Genomic DNA, 16,406 nt, shown 5'->3' with positions numbered 1-16,406 from the left:
GACTTAAAAACGAATTCGGCAGTTTGGAACTGTGATATTGAGGGGTATTTGAAAGCTTGGGAGGGATCGTTACATAAATCTACTATGCCTAGATATTGTAAGCGTCATGACTCAAGAAAGTGGCGTTTTCAAGTAAGAAATCCAACAAGGTTTCGGCCTGTAACGTAAGTGCGCGGCCTTTCAAAGATTGAACCTTAACCGTCGCCTTCGATAGCATCTCCAACTCGGTCGCAACCACTTCTATCTGCCCTGACTTTATTTCATCGATCACAGTAAGCTTAGGCATAAAGGTGACGCCCAAACCTGCTGAAACGAAGTTAGTCAGTGCCGTGACTGAGTTAGTTTGCAGTTTTGGCTGCAAGGTAAGATGGGACATTTGTTCAGCCTGCTTTACCAGCCTCCCCATACCGGTCGAGTTATCGATCAAGGCGAGAGAAGCGTCTTGAATATCTTGCATTACCACTGGTGCTTCTTTCATAGTAAGGAAATGCCCCTTAGGAGCAATCAATTCGAGCGGATGGCTGCGTTCAACGTGAGAGTGCAGTTTAGGGTGCGGTGCAGACGCATAGGTAATCGCAAAGTCTATCTGCTGATCTTCCAACATCTTGACCGCATCCAATGCCCCAGCGATCTCAATAGAAAGATTGATATCAGGATAACGAGTCATGAAGGTTTGCATCGGTTTAGAGACCAAGTTAGTAATAAATCCTTCTCCAATCGCGATGCTAACATTACCGCCCTTGAGGTTTTTAAGCTTGGTTAGTCGAGCAAGCACTGCCGCCTCTCCACGAACAATGGAGCGATAGTAGTTCAACAGTTCGTTCCCCGCCTCAGTCAGCAGAGATTGGCGATTATTGCGTTCCCATACTTTAATTTCCGCCTGTGCTTCAAGCTGTGTCAGCATTCGGCTCATTGCGGCAGGGTCAACGTTCATCATCTTAGATGCCTTACGTAACGACCCATATTTTGACAACGCGTTTAAATACTCAAGAGCACGGATATTAAAGTGGTGCATTCAACTTCCTTGTTATTCGACTGACACTTAATCAAGCGTCTCACAATTTTCTCATTTGCCCATCTAGGAATTGAGTTACCGACACAACAAGTTTGCAAGTTGTGGGCTGAGTCACCAACAGAAGTATTTAAAAAAGGCTAACAAACCATCTTAAGAAGCGAACACGTCTCTTGTGATAAAACAAAAACACAGCTCAATCCAACGAAGGAAAGAGCTGTGTTTGATGTTAATCATCGGCAGTTAAAACCGCCAACCGAGTGCTATTTTAATGCAAGTAACTTATCGACAAACTCTGAGAAACCGTACCCGCCCGGCTTGCTCATCACCACTGATGGATGATGCTCAAGTCGATCCCAGTAATGCTGGATGTTTGCTACACCGACACTGTTAGGCAAAATTTCAAACATATATTGGTCGTTCATCGAGTCGCCGACATAGCAGCTACGCTCAAGTATCTCTTGGTCAGATAACCCCTTCTCCTTAAGAAAAGCGGTCGATGTCGCTTTCTTAGAATGCTCACCATACCAAGCATTAATGTGAATAGAGCTTGCTGTAGCGTGAGCGCCTAATGCGTGAATCTTAGAGACAATCTCTTCAATAATGGCATCGTCGACTTTTGGACGGTTTTGACCGATGTCGATCGCCACCTCACACAAGCGGTACGACTGATCCAGCGTTAAACTTAGCTCTGGGTAATCGCTCAAAATAGCCAATACTTGTTCTTTTAGCTTGCTCTGATTGGCACTGACTTTTGGCAAAGGGATATCAGAGCGCAATGTCAGATAGCCATTTCTCTTTTCCATAATGAACGCGCCATTCTCGCCGAGAACCGCATCAACCGGCCACAGCTGAGCAATATGATCACACCACCCGGCACAAGCGCCAGTTACCGCAATCACTTTTTTTCCTGAATCACGAAGCTTGCTCAAAGCGATCAAGGTTTCAGGCGGCAATTGACCTTGCCACGTTAAGGTGTCATCCACATCGGTTAACACCCAATCTATTTTTTTCCAATTTTGGTTCAATTCATTCGATACCGAATTCATTTCTACACCTCTAAATAATCAATCACTAAACAGTGTTAAAGCAAATTCGGCAAAAACATCACCAAGCTTTCAGAGAAAGTCAGCAACATCAGAACCGTGAGTAGTGCTAGCAACAACGGAGCCACTTCTTTCACGAAGTCGACCATACGAACTTTTAAAATCGAGCAAACCGTAAACATCATCGAGCCAAATGGCGGAGTCACACCACCAATCATGATATTCACTATCACGATGATGCCGAAGTGAACCGGGTTAACGCCTAGGTTAAGCACAGCAGGCAGCAGCAATGGCGTGAGTATGATCATTGCAGCGCCGCCTTCGATGAACATGCCGACCACTAACAGCAGTACGTTAATCAACAACAGCAAAACTAACTTGTTGTCGGTAAGCTCAATCAAAGCAGAAGCAACATTGTGAGGGACCTGCTCTAGCGTCATGTAGTACCCAAACACCATGGCACCAATAATGATGAACATAACGCTACTTGTTCCCTGCACGGTTTCACGCATGATGAGCGGGATATGACGTAAACCCAGTTGACGATAAACGAAGATGCCAATAATCGCACAAAGCAATACGGCGATAGCCCCCGCTTCTGTCGGAGTAAACAAACCAAAACGCATGCCCAGAATAATACCGAACGGGATCAGCAGTGCCGGAATCGCTTTTAGGAAGTAATGAAAACGCTCTTTGGCAGACGCAGGCTCCGAACGAGAAGGTTTGTAACGACGTTTACGCGCGATAAACGCAATAGTGACCATCAGCGACAACGCCATCAAAAATGCAGGGACGTAGCCCGCAATAAACATTTGATGAACCGACACGTTCGCTAACAACGCAAAAATGATTAAGTTAATACCCGGTGGAATCACGGGACTGATACTTGATGACGCAGCGGTCACAGCGGCCGTGAATGGCAAGTCATAACCACGCTTGGTCATCTCAGGAGCAAGAATCTTCGACTGCATCGCCGCATCCGCATTTGCAGAACCAGAGATACCGCCCATCAGTGTACTCAGTGCGACATTCACTTGAGCAAGACCACCAGTTTTATGGCCAATCATTGAGTCGGCAAAGGCAAGCAAGCTCTTACTGATCCCCGCATAGTTCATCACCGAACCCACCATGATAAAGAACGGAATAGCCAACAACGGAAAAGACTCAGCAGAGCTAATAAAGCGCTGCATCACCAAGCTCACCGGAATAGAGTCATTGATAAAAAGAAAGTAAACCATCGCTGATGCGATCAGAGAAAACGCGATGGGTATATTCAATAGAAATAGAACGAACAGAATAAGGATTGGAAGATAGCTTTCCATAAATCGTACCTACTTAGAAGAGCGCTTTAGAGAAGCGACATCGCTCGCGATAAATCGAACGGTGTGGATCACCATCAATGAGAAACAAAGCAACAGCACGCCATTGATAACAAAATATGACACGCCCATTACTGGCGTTACCTTGTTAGATAGCATGAGATACTGATAACTCAGAACAGCCATTAAGATGTTCAGAGCCAGTAGGAAAACGGAAACACATAGCCTAAATGGGATTTTTGCTTTTTCTGGCAACATGGCAACCACCACATCGACTCCCATGTGAAGCTTGTGTTTGTAACAGGAGCTAATTCCTAAGTAGACAGCCCAGATAAAGCAAATAACCGACAGCTCTTCACTCCACGGGACAACAAAGCCAAATCCATAACGCAAGACGACGTTAACGATCACAACCAAAACGGTGATCGAAATAGCGATAGAAGCGAGGATTTCTTCAATATTTTTCAATAAAAACAAAAGACTTCTCCAGTGAAATACCTAATACAACGTGGTATTTCAGGAATAAAACGGCCTAAGAATATTTAGGCCGTAATCATTAACTAATTAATTTATGCAGAACTACTGTGCAGCTCGGATCGTTTCTAGCTCTTTCATGATCGTCGCGTGTATGCCTTCGCTCCATGTTGGGAATTGGTTGTATACATCCGCAGTCAGTTGGTTGAATTCATCAGAATTCACTTCGTTGAAGGTAACGCCTAGCTCTTCAAGTTTCTGAGTGTATTCAACATCAAGCTTAACCAGTTCTGCAGTGTTAGATTCAGCGCCCGCTTCTAACTCTTCGTTAATGATCTGCTGTTGTTCTGGTGTAAATTTATCCCAAAGCGTTGGTGAAATGTAGATACCCACAGTGCCTAGGAAGTGCTTAGTCAAAGACATATTCTTTGCTACTTCATAGATCTTGGTTGAGTACATCGTCAAGATAGAACCTTCAAGACCGTCAACAACACCTTGTTGAACGCCTGCATAGGTTTCAGGGAATGGAAGAGAAGCTGGAGCTGCGCCCATTGCTGAAAGCGTGCTAATGAACAGCTGACTTTGTGGAACACGAATACGCATGCCTTTCATGTCTTCAGAGTTCACGATCTCTTTATTAGTGATCATGTGACGGAAGCCAAACATGTAGTCTGCATTCAGTACTTTGATGCCTTTCTCTTCGGCTTTAACCTTAAGGCCCGCGACAAATTCAGTGTCCATCATCGCTAAATATTCATCGTAGGTGTTGTACAGCATTGGACCTGCCAGTGCAGCAAAGTCAGGCACGTAATCACCTAAGTAAGTCAAATCTTCTACAGCGATCCAGTTTGCGCCGTTAACCACTTGTTCCAAGTTATCTTTGTAAACAGGTAACTGACCGCCAGGGAAAACTTTAATGTTTACCGAGCCGTCGGTTCTTTCTCTAATTTTGTCGGTCGCTTTGATAAGTTCTTGTGTTAACAACTCATTTTGAGTGAATACAAGGCTCATATTGATATTGATCGGCTCGTCTTTAGCTTCAGAACCAGCCTTGTCAGCTTCACCACAACCAACAAGCAGCGTCGCCGCCATAATTACTGTACCTAATAGCTTTTTCATTTCTAATCACCTTTTCTTGGCTATCGTTTTCTAAATATAGAGGGTGTTATTAAGTTTTCGTAGAGTATGTAAGTGAATTATTACATTCATATGAACATTAATCTTACCGATTTGAACATTGTGAGTATAAGGTCTCACTATTGTATAAACTCTGTACAACACCTTTAAGCTAGCTCTCATTTAAAGTAAGCAGATATGGCGGATAGATAATAAATCTGTAATAAAGTAGAGATACTGTTTCCTGAATTTTCAAATGAACATCGAGATTGAATTATGATCACAGGCCACCGCGGTGCCGCTTCTTTAGCACCAGAAAATACGTTAGTCAGTATTGAACAAGCCGCGAAAGCTGGTGCTAAATGGATTGAAATTGATACCCAGTTAAGCGCTGATGGTACCCCAATGGTTTTTCATGATAAGACGGTAAATCGTTGTACCAACGGAACGGGCAATATTGCAGACTTAGATTTAACCGCACTCAAGGCGCTAGATGCTGGCAGTTGGTTTGGTAGCGAGTTCGCGGGGACAACTATTCCTACGCTGAGTGAAGCGCTCGACAAGTGCCTAGAGCTCGATGTGACTTTGAACCTTGAAATCAAAATTTACGACGATAAGGCTATCCAACCTTTAGTTGAGAAAGTCGCGGCACTGATTGAACAAAAGCAGTTCCCTACTGAAAAGCTACTCATCTCAAGCTTCAAAAAGGAGGCACTAAGCCTTTGCCAACAGATGATGCCAGAAGTTAAACGAGGCTTTATCTGCGAGGTTTGGAATGATTTCAGCCTCGAGTCACTTAAATCACTCGACCTTTACAGCATTCATATTGACCACCGAATTCTTGACGAGAAAACGGCCAAAGCAATCAAAGCTTCAGGAGCGGTTCTGAAAATATGGACACTGAACGATCCTCAATTGGCGGCTAAATATTTTAACCTTGGCGTCGATAACATCATCACCGACGTACCAAACCAATTTTAGTGAACTTCTATGGAACTGAACCATCGTCAGAAAGAAATACTCGCAACGCTTAAGGCTAACCAAGATATACAGATCGACCACTTAGCCGAGTTGTTTTCTGTCACCACTCAAACCATTCGTCGTGACGTAAATCACTTGTGTGAGCAAGGTCTAGCGCGAAGAGTGCACGGAGGCGTCAGCTTACCCACTACGCTCACTAATACGAGTTATCGATTCCGTGCTGGTGTTGAGTCAGAGACAAAGGACAGTATTGCGATGGCGGTTGCCGACGCGATACCCGAAGGTTCAACGGTTATGATGGGCATTGGTACGACCGTCACTCGTATCGCTCAATATTTGTTGGCAAAACCAGCCTTGCGAGTGATCACCAATAACCTTCAGGTGGCTCGCATCCTTGAAGCAAATGAACAAATCGAAGTGTATTTGGCCGGTGGTTTGTTCAGACGAGAACACCAAGACATGGTAGGCAGTAGCGTAGTTCACTTCTTTTCCGATTTTGAAGCTGACATTGGCATCTGTGGGTGTGGCTCAGTAACAGACAGTCATTTCGCCATGGAGCATGAGCAAGTTGAAGCAGACCTATCCAAGTCGATTATTAAGAACAGCCGCGAAAGCTGGCTTGTCGCGGATGCCAGCAAATGGGGACGCTTTGCCGCTCTAAAGGTAGCGTCACTGAATGACTTTGACCGCATATACACCAATAGCAGCCAATTACCTTCGGAACTAAACATACACTTAGTAGAAGAGAATGCTCATACTTGAATACAACAAAGCCTAGCATCATCGCTAGGCTTTGAAATCTACGTTTATGAACTAGCCGACAAAGTTACATACCAACAAAGAAACTGATCACTAGCGCGTTGATCAAATCAACAAAGAAACCACACACTAATGGCACCACAATGAACGCTTGTGGGCTTGCACCATAGCGATGTGTAACCGCAGTCATGTTTACGATCGCAGTGGCTGTTGAGCCTAGGGTGATACCACCGAAGCCAGAACATATCACCACTGAGTCGTAGTTTCTTCCCATCAAGTAATAAACGACAAAGATGGTAAACAGCAGTGAAAGTAGAATCTGGATACTCATGACCACTGAGATGTAGCCAAACAGGCCGTCAAGATCCCAGATACGCAGCCCCATCAATGCCATGGTCAAAAACATGCCCAAGCAGATGTCAGAGATCATTGCTAAGCCTTTACGGCCTTGCGCGATTTTCTCTTGTGTACGGCGCTTCTTGAACAATGCACGTCCAACGTTACCGATTAGGATACCTGCGATTAAACAGCTAACGAATAACGGCAGTTTCAAACCCATTGAGTCGATAACTTCACTCAAGCTGTAACCCAGCATCAATGTTAAGTTAAGAATCAACCATGCCCATAAAACGCCGTAGTGGCTTAGCTCTGTTTTGGTCTCACTTTCTTGGTATGCACCAACCGTCACCTCTTCTTCATTGGAAGGGCTGACTTTGTGTTTGTTGAGAAGGTAATTAGCAATCGGGCCACCAATGACACACGCCGCGATCAAACCAACCGTGTTTGAAGCCACACCAAGTTCTAGCGCGTTAGCAATACCAAACTCTTCAACGAACATTGGTGCCCACGCCAACGTAGTACCAACACCGCCAATCAGACTCACTGAACCCGAGAGCAAACCTGCTTTCGCATCCATTCCAAAGCCTGACGCGACAGCCATACCAACCACGTTTTGCAACACGATAAAAACGGCAGCAAGACATAACAAGATGAACAATGGTCGCCCACCTTTTATCAGCGTTTTAATATCCGCTTGGAGCCCGATGCCAGCAAAAAAGTAGAGAAGCAAAAAGTCTCTGACATCTAGGCTAAAAGTGATTTGGATCTCAAAAATATAGTAAAGCGCCGCTACGGTCGCTGCGCAGACAAAGCCACCAATCACAGGCTCTGGCAGTGAATACTTTCTTAATACTTCAGATCGCTCAATCAAACCTTTACCGATAAACAGTAACGAAATCGCGATCGTAAAAGAGAGCATTGGAGAAACTAGGGTTTCTGTCATGAGGTTATGGATTCCTAATAGTTAGATTATTCATAATATTGCGTACTATTAATAATCTAGGTTCATGCCAAAAAATCAAGCGATTATCGATGATAAAAACAGCTAATATGGTTAATTCTGCGACGGTATTAATAGAAGTAATAACTATAAAAAAATGATGAAAGGAACGGATACTAGGGAGATATACAGGTGAGGTGGAATATAGGGGCTCTAAAACGAGAAAACCCCAGCATTTCTGCTAGGGTTTTGAATAGTGGTGGAAGGATGGGGATTTGAACCCCAGATACGCTATAAACGTATACTCGCTTTCCAGGCGAGCGCCTTAAGCCACTCAGCCATCCTTCCACAAATTGTGTGTTGAGCATGTCACTCAACGAGGCGCTACTTTATTGATTCTGCTTGCTTTGGTCAAGGGGCATTCTCAAAAAAAGTGCCTTTTTCGGTTTGTTCGATTACAAATTAACTCATTAGATCAAAAACAAACCAAATTTCATTCTTTCGCTACACTTACGCTTGTTGCTTTTCTTAAGCTTGTTGATAGTAGCCAGGAACTCGAAACCATTTACGACACATATCGAGAAAGTAGCCGTAAAGTACGCCCATACCGCACGAGATAACTGCATTACTGGTGACAGCCGTAACGATTTGATCGCCTGAAGCACCCACTGCCAACAAAATACCCGCATACACCGGAGACTGGAATAACACGTATGCCATCAAATCAGACAAGTTTTTCATCAATGAGCTTTCTGAAAGCTTTGCACCATTGCGCAAGAACCAATCACGAAAAACGCCATAAGGCCAAGCGATAGCAATGTTTACCGGAATAGATAACGTTCGAGAAGCAAGAGATTGCTCAAACGTCATACCAGAAATAAACACTTCTACGATCATGCCAGAAATAAAACAGAAAACGACCATAGCAAATGTATCCGCAGCTGCGTTTCGAATACAAAATGGACCACGAGACTTCATTGACGACAAACCTAAAATATATCACTACTTAATTAGTGATTTAGTAACATATAAACAAGGCATATTTGCACCTCACCAGATAATGTCGCCATTAAATCACAAGATTAGCAGTCATACATTCCAAATTAAAAATCAAGTTGTAAATTAACAACCAAAAACCACTTTAAAAGCAGTCACTTCCACCAAAAAATCCAACCAAGGTCAAATATTGGACAATCCGTTATTTACTTACCGTAATTAAACAACATTTAAGCCATCGGTAGATTTACAGTAATGATATTAATGACATCTTGTGTAGGTGGTGATCCTAAAGCAACCTGCTCTAACGCTTTATTGACTTGTTCAGTAAGTTCCGCGTTGTTCATCGGTTCAACATGGACACGTAGGCTCTCTAATGCAAATTGAATCAGTTCTAGGTTGTTGTCTTCTAGCGCCACATACAGCGTCACTAACAGCTCTTCAGTGTTATCTTTGTTGCGAAGATCTGGTTTAGGCAGTGACTCGCTTTTACTTTTCGAATCGTGTGGTTTTACGTCTTGGCTTTCGAGCTCATCCGCTTTTACTTCATGGTATTGGTAAAGCTTATTTGAATAGCGGAACAAAGCATCATCCAGTTCACGCTCATCAATCGGCTTAGCAATAATATAATCCACACCCGCCCCCAGCATACGCTCGCGAGTCTCTTTAAAGACATCAGCCGTACAACCAAACACCAATACCGATGACACGTCGCCTATCAAAGCACGAATCGCAGTGGTTGATTCAACGCCGTCCATCACAGGCATATGGTTATCCATGAGTACCAAATCAAAGCGCTCGGCAACCACGGCTTGTATTGCAAGTTCACCGTTTTCGACGCTCTTACAGGTAAAGCCTTTACTGCTCATGAAGGTTTCAATGATCACCGTGTTAGTTCGGTTGTCCTCGACGATCAGTACTTTTAAGCCTGAGTAGTCTAACTTCTTATGTGGCAAGCTCTCGATTTCGCCTGGCTGGCATGGCTGAATCTTCAAGCGAACATCAAAGCTCGTGCCTATCCCTTCTTCACTGGTGACGGTAATACTGCCATCCATCAACTGGGCAATTTTCTTCACAATCGCGAGGCCAAGACCAGTACCGCCAAAACGCCTTGTGGTCGAAGACTCCGCTTGTTCAAACGGTTTAAAAATACGCTTCTGAGCTTCTTTAGAGATACCAATCCCTGTATCACGAACTCGAATGCTCAGATAGGTGTCACTCCCCTCAACCACTTCTTTAAGGTACACCTCAACAAAGCCTCTGGAGGTGAACTTCACCGCGTTGTTCAATAGATTAAACAAGATTTGGCGAAGGCGAGCTTTATCTGAGAAGTACCAACGACCCGAAGGCACCTCAGAGTACACTTTGAATTGAAGCCCTTTCTCGGAAGACAATGTGTAGTAAACACTGTTAATACTGCCGATGATCGAATCAAGCGGGAAACGCGTTTCATCAAGATCCAACCTGCCCTGCTCGATCTTCGAGAAGTCTAATATCTCGTTGAGTAGAGTCATCATATGATCGCCGGACTCATACAAGCTCTTAAGATGCTTCTCTTGTTCAGAATTTAGAGGCGTTTTTAATAGGATCTGAGCGGTACCCAACACTCCATTCATCGGAGTGCGAATTTCATGTGACAAGGTCGCAAGGAAAGCGGTTTTTGCATTGGTGGATGCCTGAGCTTTAACCTTTTCCGCTTCGAGATAAATGGTCTTTTCGTTGAAGGTTTTAATCAAATGGCCGATTTCGTCATCACTCGAGTAATCCACATCAATGATTTCGCCCGCTTTCGAGCTATCAACCTGTGCTGCAATCCTTGTGATTGGACTAATCAAATAACGGTTCAATAAGTAATACCCCGCCATGACACAAAGTAGCAGCAGCGGAACAATACCGCCTTCAATGCTCATCACTTGACGAAACACTTCGTCTGCTACCCGTGATTTGGAGTTCACCACATCCACTTGCCAGCCAAAATCACCAAATTGATTGCTACTGATGTAAATGCCTTCAACGAGATTAAAGTTATGCGAAACCAACACTTGGTTAAGCTTATCTCTGAGCGTAATGCCAAGGTTGTATTCTTCGGCGTGGTTCTTGATAAAACCAAGCAGCTCTTCGAGCGAGAGATCCACCGTGGCAACACCGGCAAAAGTACCGTCGTAATAATAAGGGGAAGACGCCGTAATCATTCGAACGTGTGTGTATGGGTCGATATACACATCACTCCAAGAGATAGTGCCTTGTTTTTGGTTGACGACAGAGGTGTACCAATACTCTTCTTGATAAGGGGCATTTTTGGGGTTGTTGTAAGAATATATCTGGTCGATTATTCCATCGTCGGCTTTATTAAAAAAGTAACTGTTGAGAAGCTTTTTAGAATCAAGCGCATAAGGTTCGGGCCAAATACCGGCACTGACAATCGTATCGTCGCTCGCCGCCAACATGGACTTAAAGAGCGGAATAACATCATCACCGTTACGATGCGCTTGAGCAAACCCAACGAGACTGTCTACGAAGCCTTGAGAGCTGCTGAGTGGCTCTGTAATCAATGCGGATAACAGTTGCGTACGCAAGTCGAGGTTTTGTTGTAATTTGGCGCGCACAGGGGATTCTACGACGTAATACGTCACACTACCAACAATGGCAATAAACATCGCAAGGTATAATCCAAGCGCTACCATGCTTTTTTTCTTTAAAGACGACCGTATCTGCATAATTCTTTTATTGTTTTCTTTTCTGTTAAACCTAGTGTTTATCATCCATGACATCAAGCCTTTTTAGATTGAAGCTTGATTGGCACAAGTTCATTGGTACTATAAGCGCAAATATGTTCCCTTTTACGGTACCTCACTTTGACTTTACAAGATATTCTTGCGCTTCCAGAGTTGGAAGGAAAGCTAATCACAGAACACAAAACAATGGGCTTTGTCACTGCAATGGCAGCGGCACCGAATGTGTTAACCCCGCATGAGTGGCTACCGTTCTTATGGGGTGGCGAAGAAGTCGCACCTTTTACGGATGGTGAACAGCTAGAGAGCTACATTGAAGTTATCATCGAGCTTTGGAATAAAACCCGCCCAGAACTGATTGAAGGGACTTGGGTTTGGCCTGAAGCTTGTCAATTAGACGACGAAGAAGTGGTGAACACTGCCGCTCGTGATTTTTGTGAAGGCTTGCTTCAAGGCTGGCAGATTGCTCGCGACGATTGGGAAACACTAATGCCTGAAAAGAGCGAAGATAACGCACTCGTTGGCGGTGTCCTGCTGTCATTGAGCATGCTTTACGATCCAGAAACGTCAATTGCTACGCTTGCAGAGCAAGGCATCGAAGGCCTAGAGCAGTTCGAAGAGATCTTTAACGCGGTTCCTGTGATGCTTTGCGGTCTAACGCAGCGTGGCATTGCACTGGCTGAAGCTCAATAAAAGTTAGCTTTATACATGCCAAAAGGCCTCATTATGAGGCCTTTTTCAGTTTTCAGACGAAATAAAATAGTCGCTTTAGAAGCCTTTCCAATCGAAGTCATCAATTCGCTCATCGGCAATATAAAACAGCTTAGTGCCATTGCTGACCACTTGGTCTAACTCTGGGTTGAGTTCAATACCACTCCCTGTATCAATGGCGATCAGCGTTGCTTGATACTTCTCTTTAAACACAGAGAAAATAGGCGCGACGGTGACAGGCTCAGCGTCTGCAGGGAAATACGTTGAATACTGTGTCATGCCTCTTGTTGAGCTCAATAACTCTTGATGAAGCGCACTTGATCCTGGGTCTACTGCAGCCTTTGCTAGCATCTCTGCACCCACCGCTGGAATACATTCTGAGTTAGGGCAATGCTTGTGTAACAAATCGCTCAGCGCTTCGTCTTTAAAGTAAACAAGAAGGTGCGCCTTAGGATTTCGGTTGGCACAGTAAAGCGCCGCAGATAGGGTAATGTCGTCTTCTGGGTTATCAATCAAGATGCAACTTGCAGACTCAATGCCCGTTTTCTCCATCTCTTTGCCATCGGTGTAGCTGTTTACTTTAACGAAGTTAATTTCACCGGGTAACGGGTTCTCGATATCTGAACGCGTACATAACACGATTGGTCGTTTACCCGTTTCTTCGTGTTGTAGCATCCGAATGAGATGAATGGTTCTTTGCTCATTCCACCCCAACATCAAAATGTGGTTGTCCACTCTAACTCTCCTTTTTCCTAGCAAGCCCGCTCGCCAATATTCAACACCTTCTGTTGCCACTTTACCGAGTAATGCGGCAAAAAGGCTCAACCCGCCTGGAATCACAAATAGAATAACGATCCACTGCCCCGCTACCGTGGTCGGTGATAAATCACCATAACCAACCGTAGAAGCCGTCACCACCAAGTAGTAAGCGAATACGGTAACCGAACTGGTTAAATCTGTTTCACCCGCCAAATACAGCATCGACCACGATAAAGCGATGTAGCCAAGAAAAGTGAACAGTAAATTTTTGCCGTTCAAAACAAAGATGTTTGCTTTGATCCAGCGTTTGAGTTGTAGCCAGATTATCATTCGAGCCTCTAATCCTTCGATCTTACTTACATGCTAGAAAAAATACCTGATATCAACAAGATGTATCATCAGAAAAAGATACATGACCACAAGATTGATATTGGCGGCCTATACGCAGGTACAAAAAAACCAGCACTATTGGCTGGTTTTTTGGGTTAGATAAAAGAACGACTTACGCGTTACCTTTTACCTGCACATTTAACTGCTCTGCAAAATCTAGCATGCGGTTCAATGGAATAAGAGACTTAACGCGTAATTCGTCAGAAACGAAGATTTCGTGTTGCTCACCACCATTCTCAAGCGCGTTTTCAATCGCTTCAAGGCCATTCATTGCCATCCAAGGACAGTGTGCGCAGCTACGACATGTTGCACCAGCACCCGCTGTCGGCGCTTCAATCAGCTCTTTTTCAGGGACCAATTGCTGCATCTTGAAGAAGATACCTTTGTCTGTCGCAACAATCATCTGTGGATGAGGCAGCTCTTTTGCTTTCTTGATCAGTTGGCTTGTTGAGCCTACAGCATCAGCCAGTTCAACCACGCTTGCTGGTGATTCTGGGTGAACCAAGATAGCCGCTTCTGGGTATACCGATTTCATTTTCTTCAAAGCATCAGCTGAGAACTCGTCATGAACGATACACTCACCTTGCCAAAGTAACATGTCAGCGCCAGTTTGATTTGCGATGTAAGAACCTAGGTGACGGTCTGGACCCCAAATAATGGGTTTGCCTTCAGCGTCTAGGCTTTCAACGATTTCTAAAGCGATGCTCGACGTAACAACCCAGTCTGCACGAGCTTTCACAGCTGCAGAGGTGTTCGCGTATACAACCACGGTGTGGTCAGGGTGAGCATCACAAAATTCTGTAAATTTGTCAGCTGGACAGCCAAGATCAAGCGAACATTCAGCTTCAAGTGTTGGCATTAGAATGCGTTTTTCAGGAGTAAGAATCTTTGCAGACTCACCCATGAAACGAACACCAGCGATGATCAAAGTGCTTGCTGAGTGACGGTTACCGAATTTAGCCATTTCTAATGAATCGCCAACGAAACCACCAGTTTCTTCTGCCAGAGCCTGAATTTCAGGATCGGTGTAGTAGTGTGCAATTAGAACTGCATCTTTTTCTTGAAGTAGTTTTTTGATGTTTGCGATATGGGCCTGTTTCTGAGCGTCGCTCAATGGAACTGGCTTAGGCGGAAACGGGTAAACTGTATCGATTTTATCTAGTATATGACTCATTGCTCTTGCTCTACGCAACTTCTTCCGAGAATCCGAGTATTCTACACAGGACAGCGATTGGGATCAAAAAGGATTGGTTGCAAGCAGTGGCTAGCTAATGCTTAAAACGCATAAACAAGGCGACGTGTTGGCATCACAAAGAAGATAAGTAAACACTAAACGGAAGTAATCAGGTATAAAAAAGAGGCGCCTAAGCACCCCTATTTTGTTTTATAAGTGGGTTTTCGCCACTTTTGCCGAAGCACTGTTTGGGTGCTCGGTCACGACTTGTTGGTAATATTTCTTAGCTTGCGTCGCGTTGTTGTTGCGCGCAGCTATGTCACCAAGCTTAACCAGTGCATCTGCTCGCTTGTTTGAGTCTTTGTACGACACAACAGCGGCAAAGCTCTTCACGGCTTCTTTATCTTGCTTCTTAGCGAAATAAAGCTGACCTAACCAGTAATGTGAGTTAGGAGTGAAGGTTGAATTTGGGAAGTCTTTTTGAAACTTTTGGAATGCGGCAATCGCACCCGTGTAGTCTCGTTGCTTTAGAATCATATCTACAGCATTTTGATAAGCGGTTTGCTCATCGACATCAGTACTGAACGTACCAGAAGCATCTTTAGAGCCTTCGCTCGCTGCCACTGCTACCGTTGCGGTGCCTGCTGCTTTCACCTCGCCTCTAACGCGATCCAGTTCAATGAACAGTTCACGTTGGCGCTCTAGCATTTGCTTCATATCGTAGCTATTTCGTTCCAGCTCACCACGAAGTTCACTGATCTCCAGTGCCATGTCGTCGATTTGCTGTTGCATTTGAAGCTGAACAAGGTTGCGATTTTGAAGCAGGCGTTCTAAACGCTCAATATCTGATTCGTTAGATGCAGACGCTGCTCGAGAGGAAGATGATGAATTGGTTGCGGTGCTATTGAGATCGGATACTGGAGCTGGTGCAGCGAACGCGGTGTTCGCTGCACTTGCCAGTAACGAAAGCAAAATGACTCGCTTTGTGTTACTGAACATGAGGCAATTCCTCAATTATATAGTCTACTAAAATTAGTAAACTAGTACTGCGCGACGGTTTTTAGCGTACACATCTTCAGATTGACCTAGAAGAAGTGGCTTCTCTTCACCGTAGCTTACGATAGAGATTTGGTCAGCTTGAACACCTAGAGCTTGTAGGTATTTCGCTACAGCTTGTGCACGACGCTCGCCAAGTGCGATGTTGTACTCAGGAGTACCGCGCTCATCAGCGTGACCTTCGATAGTAACGTTCATGTCAACGTTCTTAACTAGGTATGCTGCGTGAGCTGCTAGCATTTCTTCGTAATCGCCAGCGATAGTAGAGTTATCGAATGCGAAGTAGATTGTTTGAGTTTCACGTAGCGCTTGCTCTTTAAGCTCTTGCTCAGACAGTTGACCGTTAGCGTCAATTGGCGTTACAACAGTTGTGTCTACGTTGCCTTCTGAACCTGAAGTTGTTTGGTTGCTTTCTGTACCAGATGTTGCAGATGTTGCTTCATCAGTTGAGCTACATGCCGTTACTGCCATCACTGGTAGTGCAATCATCAAGCCTTTAAGAACTTTGTTAAGTTGCATCTTTTTTTCCTTACGTTATCAAACTTAGTTTCTACAGCGACTAAGAGTGCTATAGATAGTTAAATGCCACAATAGTTAACACT

General features: G+C 44.3%; 15 protein-coding genes and 1 tRNA gene. 3 read left to right on the top strand and 13 right to left on the bottom strand.

From position 1 onward, the window contains the following. Nucleotides 1-88 precede the first annotated feature (88 nt). From MSG35_RS20925 to MSG35_RS20905, 5 genes are all read right to left on the bottom strand, one after another. A complete protein-coding gene (locus MSG35_RS20925) occupies nucleotides 89-1,015 on the bottom strand; it encodes a LysR family transcriptional regulator (protein WP_248384933.1) in 927 nt (308 codons plus the stop codon). 260 nt (nucleotides 1,016-1,275) lie between these two features. Continuing rightward, nucleotides 1,276-2,061: an HAD-IIB family hydrolase gene (locus MSG35_RS20920; RefSeq protein WP_172379730.1), complete on the bottom strand. Its 786-nt coding sequence runs from the start codon at nucleotides 2,059-2,061 to the stop codon at nucleotides 1,276-1,278. Between the two features lie 35 nt (nucleotides 2,062-2,096). Continuing rightward, entirely contained in the window at nucleotides 2,097-3,380 is a 1,284-nt protein-coding gene (locus MSG35_RS20915) for a TRAP transporter large permease (protein ID WP_248384932.1), read from the bottom strand. Between the two features lie 9 nt (nucleotides 3,381-3,389). Further along, on the bottom strand, nucleotides 3,390-3,854 hold the full coding sequence (locus tag MSG35_RS20910; protein ID WP_248384931.1) for a TRAP transporter small permease: 465 nt from the start codon (nucleotides 3,852-3,854) through the stop codon (nucleotides 3,390-3,392). 102 nt (nucleotides 3,855-3,956) lie between these two features. Further along, nucleotides 3,957-4,970, bottom strand: coding sequence for a C4-dicarboxylate TRAP transporter substrate-binding protein (locus MSG35_RS20905; protein ID WP_248384930.1), 1,014 nt, complete (start codon nucleotides 4,968-4,970; stop codon nucleotides 3,957-3,959). 273 nt (nucleotides 4,971-5,243) lie between these two features. On the opposite strand from MSG35_RS20905, the gene MSG35_RS20900 reads away from it, so the two are divergent. Both MSG35_RS20900 and MSG35_RS20895 read left to right on the top strand, forming a co-directional pair. Beyond that, nucleotides 5,244-5,948: a glycerophosphoryl diester phosphodiesterase gene (locus MSG35_RS20900; protein ID WP_052879052.1), complete on the top strand. Its 705-nt coding sequence runs from the start codon at nucleotides 5,244-5,246 to the stop codon at nucleotides 5,946-5,948. Nucleotides 5,949-5,957: 9 nt separating this feature from the next. Continuing rightward, nucleotides 5,958-6,710, top strand: a complete 753-nt coding sequence (locus tag MSG35_RS20895) for a DeoR/GlpR family DNA-binding transcription regulator (protein ID WP_052879051.1) — start codon at nucleotides 5,958-5,960, stop codon at nucleotides 6,708-6,710. Nucleotides 6,711-6,774: 64 nt separating this feature from the next. Here the strand turns inward: MSG35_RS20895 and gltS are convergent, their stop codons facing one another. From gltS to MSG35_RS20875, 4 genes are all read right to left on the bottom strand, one after another. Next, on the bottom strand, nucleotides 6,775-7,989 hold the full coding sequence (gene gltS / locus MSG35_RS20890; protein ID WP_248384929.1) for a sodium/glutamate symporter: 1,215 nt from the start codon (nucleotides 7,987-7,989) through the stop codon (nucleotides 6,775-6,777). A 254-nt stretch (nucleotides 7,990-8,243) separates the two neighbouring features. Continuing rightward, a tRNA-Ser gene (locus MSG35_RS20885) sits at nucleotides 8,244-8,334 on the bottom strand. Between the two features lie 180 nt (nucleotides 8,335-8,514). Further along, nucleotides 8,515-8,964, bottom strand: coding sequence for an L-alanine exporter AlaE (locus MSG35_RS20880; protein ID WP_017062062.1), 450 nt, complete (start codon nucleotides 8,962-8,964; stop codon nucleotides 8,515-8,517). 248 nt (nucleotides 8,965-9,212) lie between these two features. Next, entirely contained in the window at nucleotides 9,213-11,666 is a 2,454-nt protein-coding gene (locus MSG35_RS20875) for a hybrid sensor histidine kinase/response regulator (RefSeq protein ID WP_248384928.1), read from the bottom strand. A gap of 171 nt (nucleotides 11,667-11,837) precedes the next feature. On the opposite strand from MSG35_RS20875, the gene MSG35_RS20870 reads away from it, so the two are divergent. Further along, nucleotides 11,838-12,407, top strand: a complete 570-nt coding sequence (locus MSG35_RS20870) for a UPF0149 family protein (RefSeq protein ID WP_248384927.1) — start codon at nucleotides 11,838-11,840, stop codon at nucleotides 12,405-12,407. 75 nt (nucleotides 12,408-12,482) lie between these two features. Here the strand turns inward: MSG35_RS20870 and MSG35_RS20865 are convergent, their stop codons facing one another. The 4 genes from MSG35_RS20865 to pal form a co-directional block, all read right to left on the bottom strand. Further along, complete coding sequence (locus MSG35_RS20865; RefSeq protein ID WP_248384926.1) at nucleotides 12,483-13,514, bottom strand: potassium channel family protein; 1,032 nt, start codon at nucleotides 13,512-13,514, stop codon at nucleotides 12,483-12,485. A gap of 172 nt (nucleotides 13,515-13,686) precedes the next feature. Continuing rightward, a complete protein-coding gene (nadA, locus tag MSG35_RS20860) occupies nucleotides 13,687-14,748 on the bottom strand; it encodes a quinolinate synthase NadA (RefSeq protein ID WP_017062067.1) in 1,062 nt (353 codons plus the stop codon). A 210-nt stretch (nucleotides 14,749-14,958) separates the two neighbouring features. Then, a complete protein-coding gene (ybgF, locus tag MSG35_RS20855) occupies nucleotides 14,959-15,747 on the bottom strand; it encodes a tol-pal system protein YbgF (protein WP_248384925.1) in 789 nt (262 codons plus the stop codon). Between the two features lie 33 nt (nucleotides 15,748-15,780). Then, complete coding sequence (gene pal / locus MSG35_RS20850; protein WP_017062069.1) at nucleotides 15,781-16,323, bottom strand: peptidoglycan-associated lipoprotein Pal; 543 nt, start codon at nucleotides 16,321-16,323, stop codon at nucleotides 15,781-15,783. Nucleotides 16,324-16,406 lie beyond the last annotated feature (83 nt).

It is taken from the genome of Vibrio sp. 1CM23M, from assembly GCF_023161755.1.
GTDB classification, from domain to species: domain Bacteria; phylum Pseudomonadota; class Gammaproteobacteria; order Enterobacterales; family Vibrionaceae; genus Vibrio; species Vibrio coralliirubri.
Note: the sequence above shows the minus strand (reverse complement) of the source record. Positions and strands in the feature narration are given on the sequence as shown.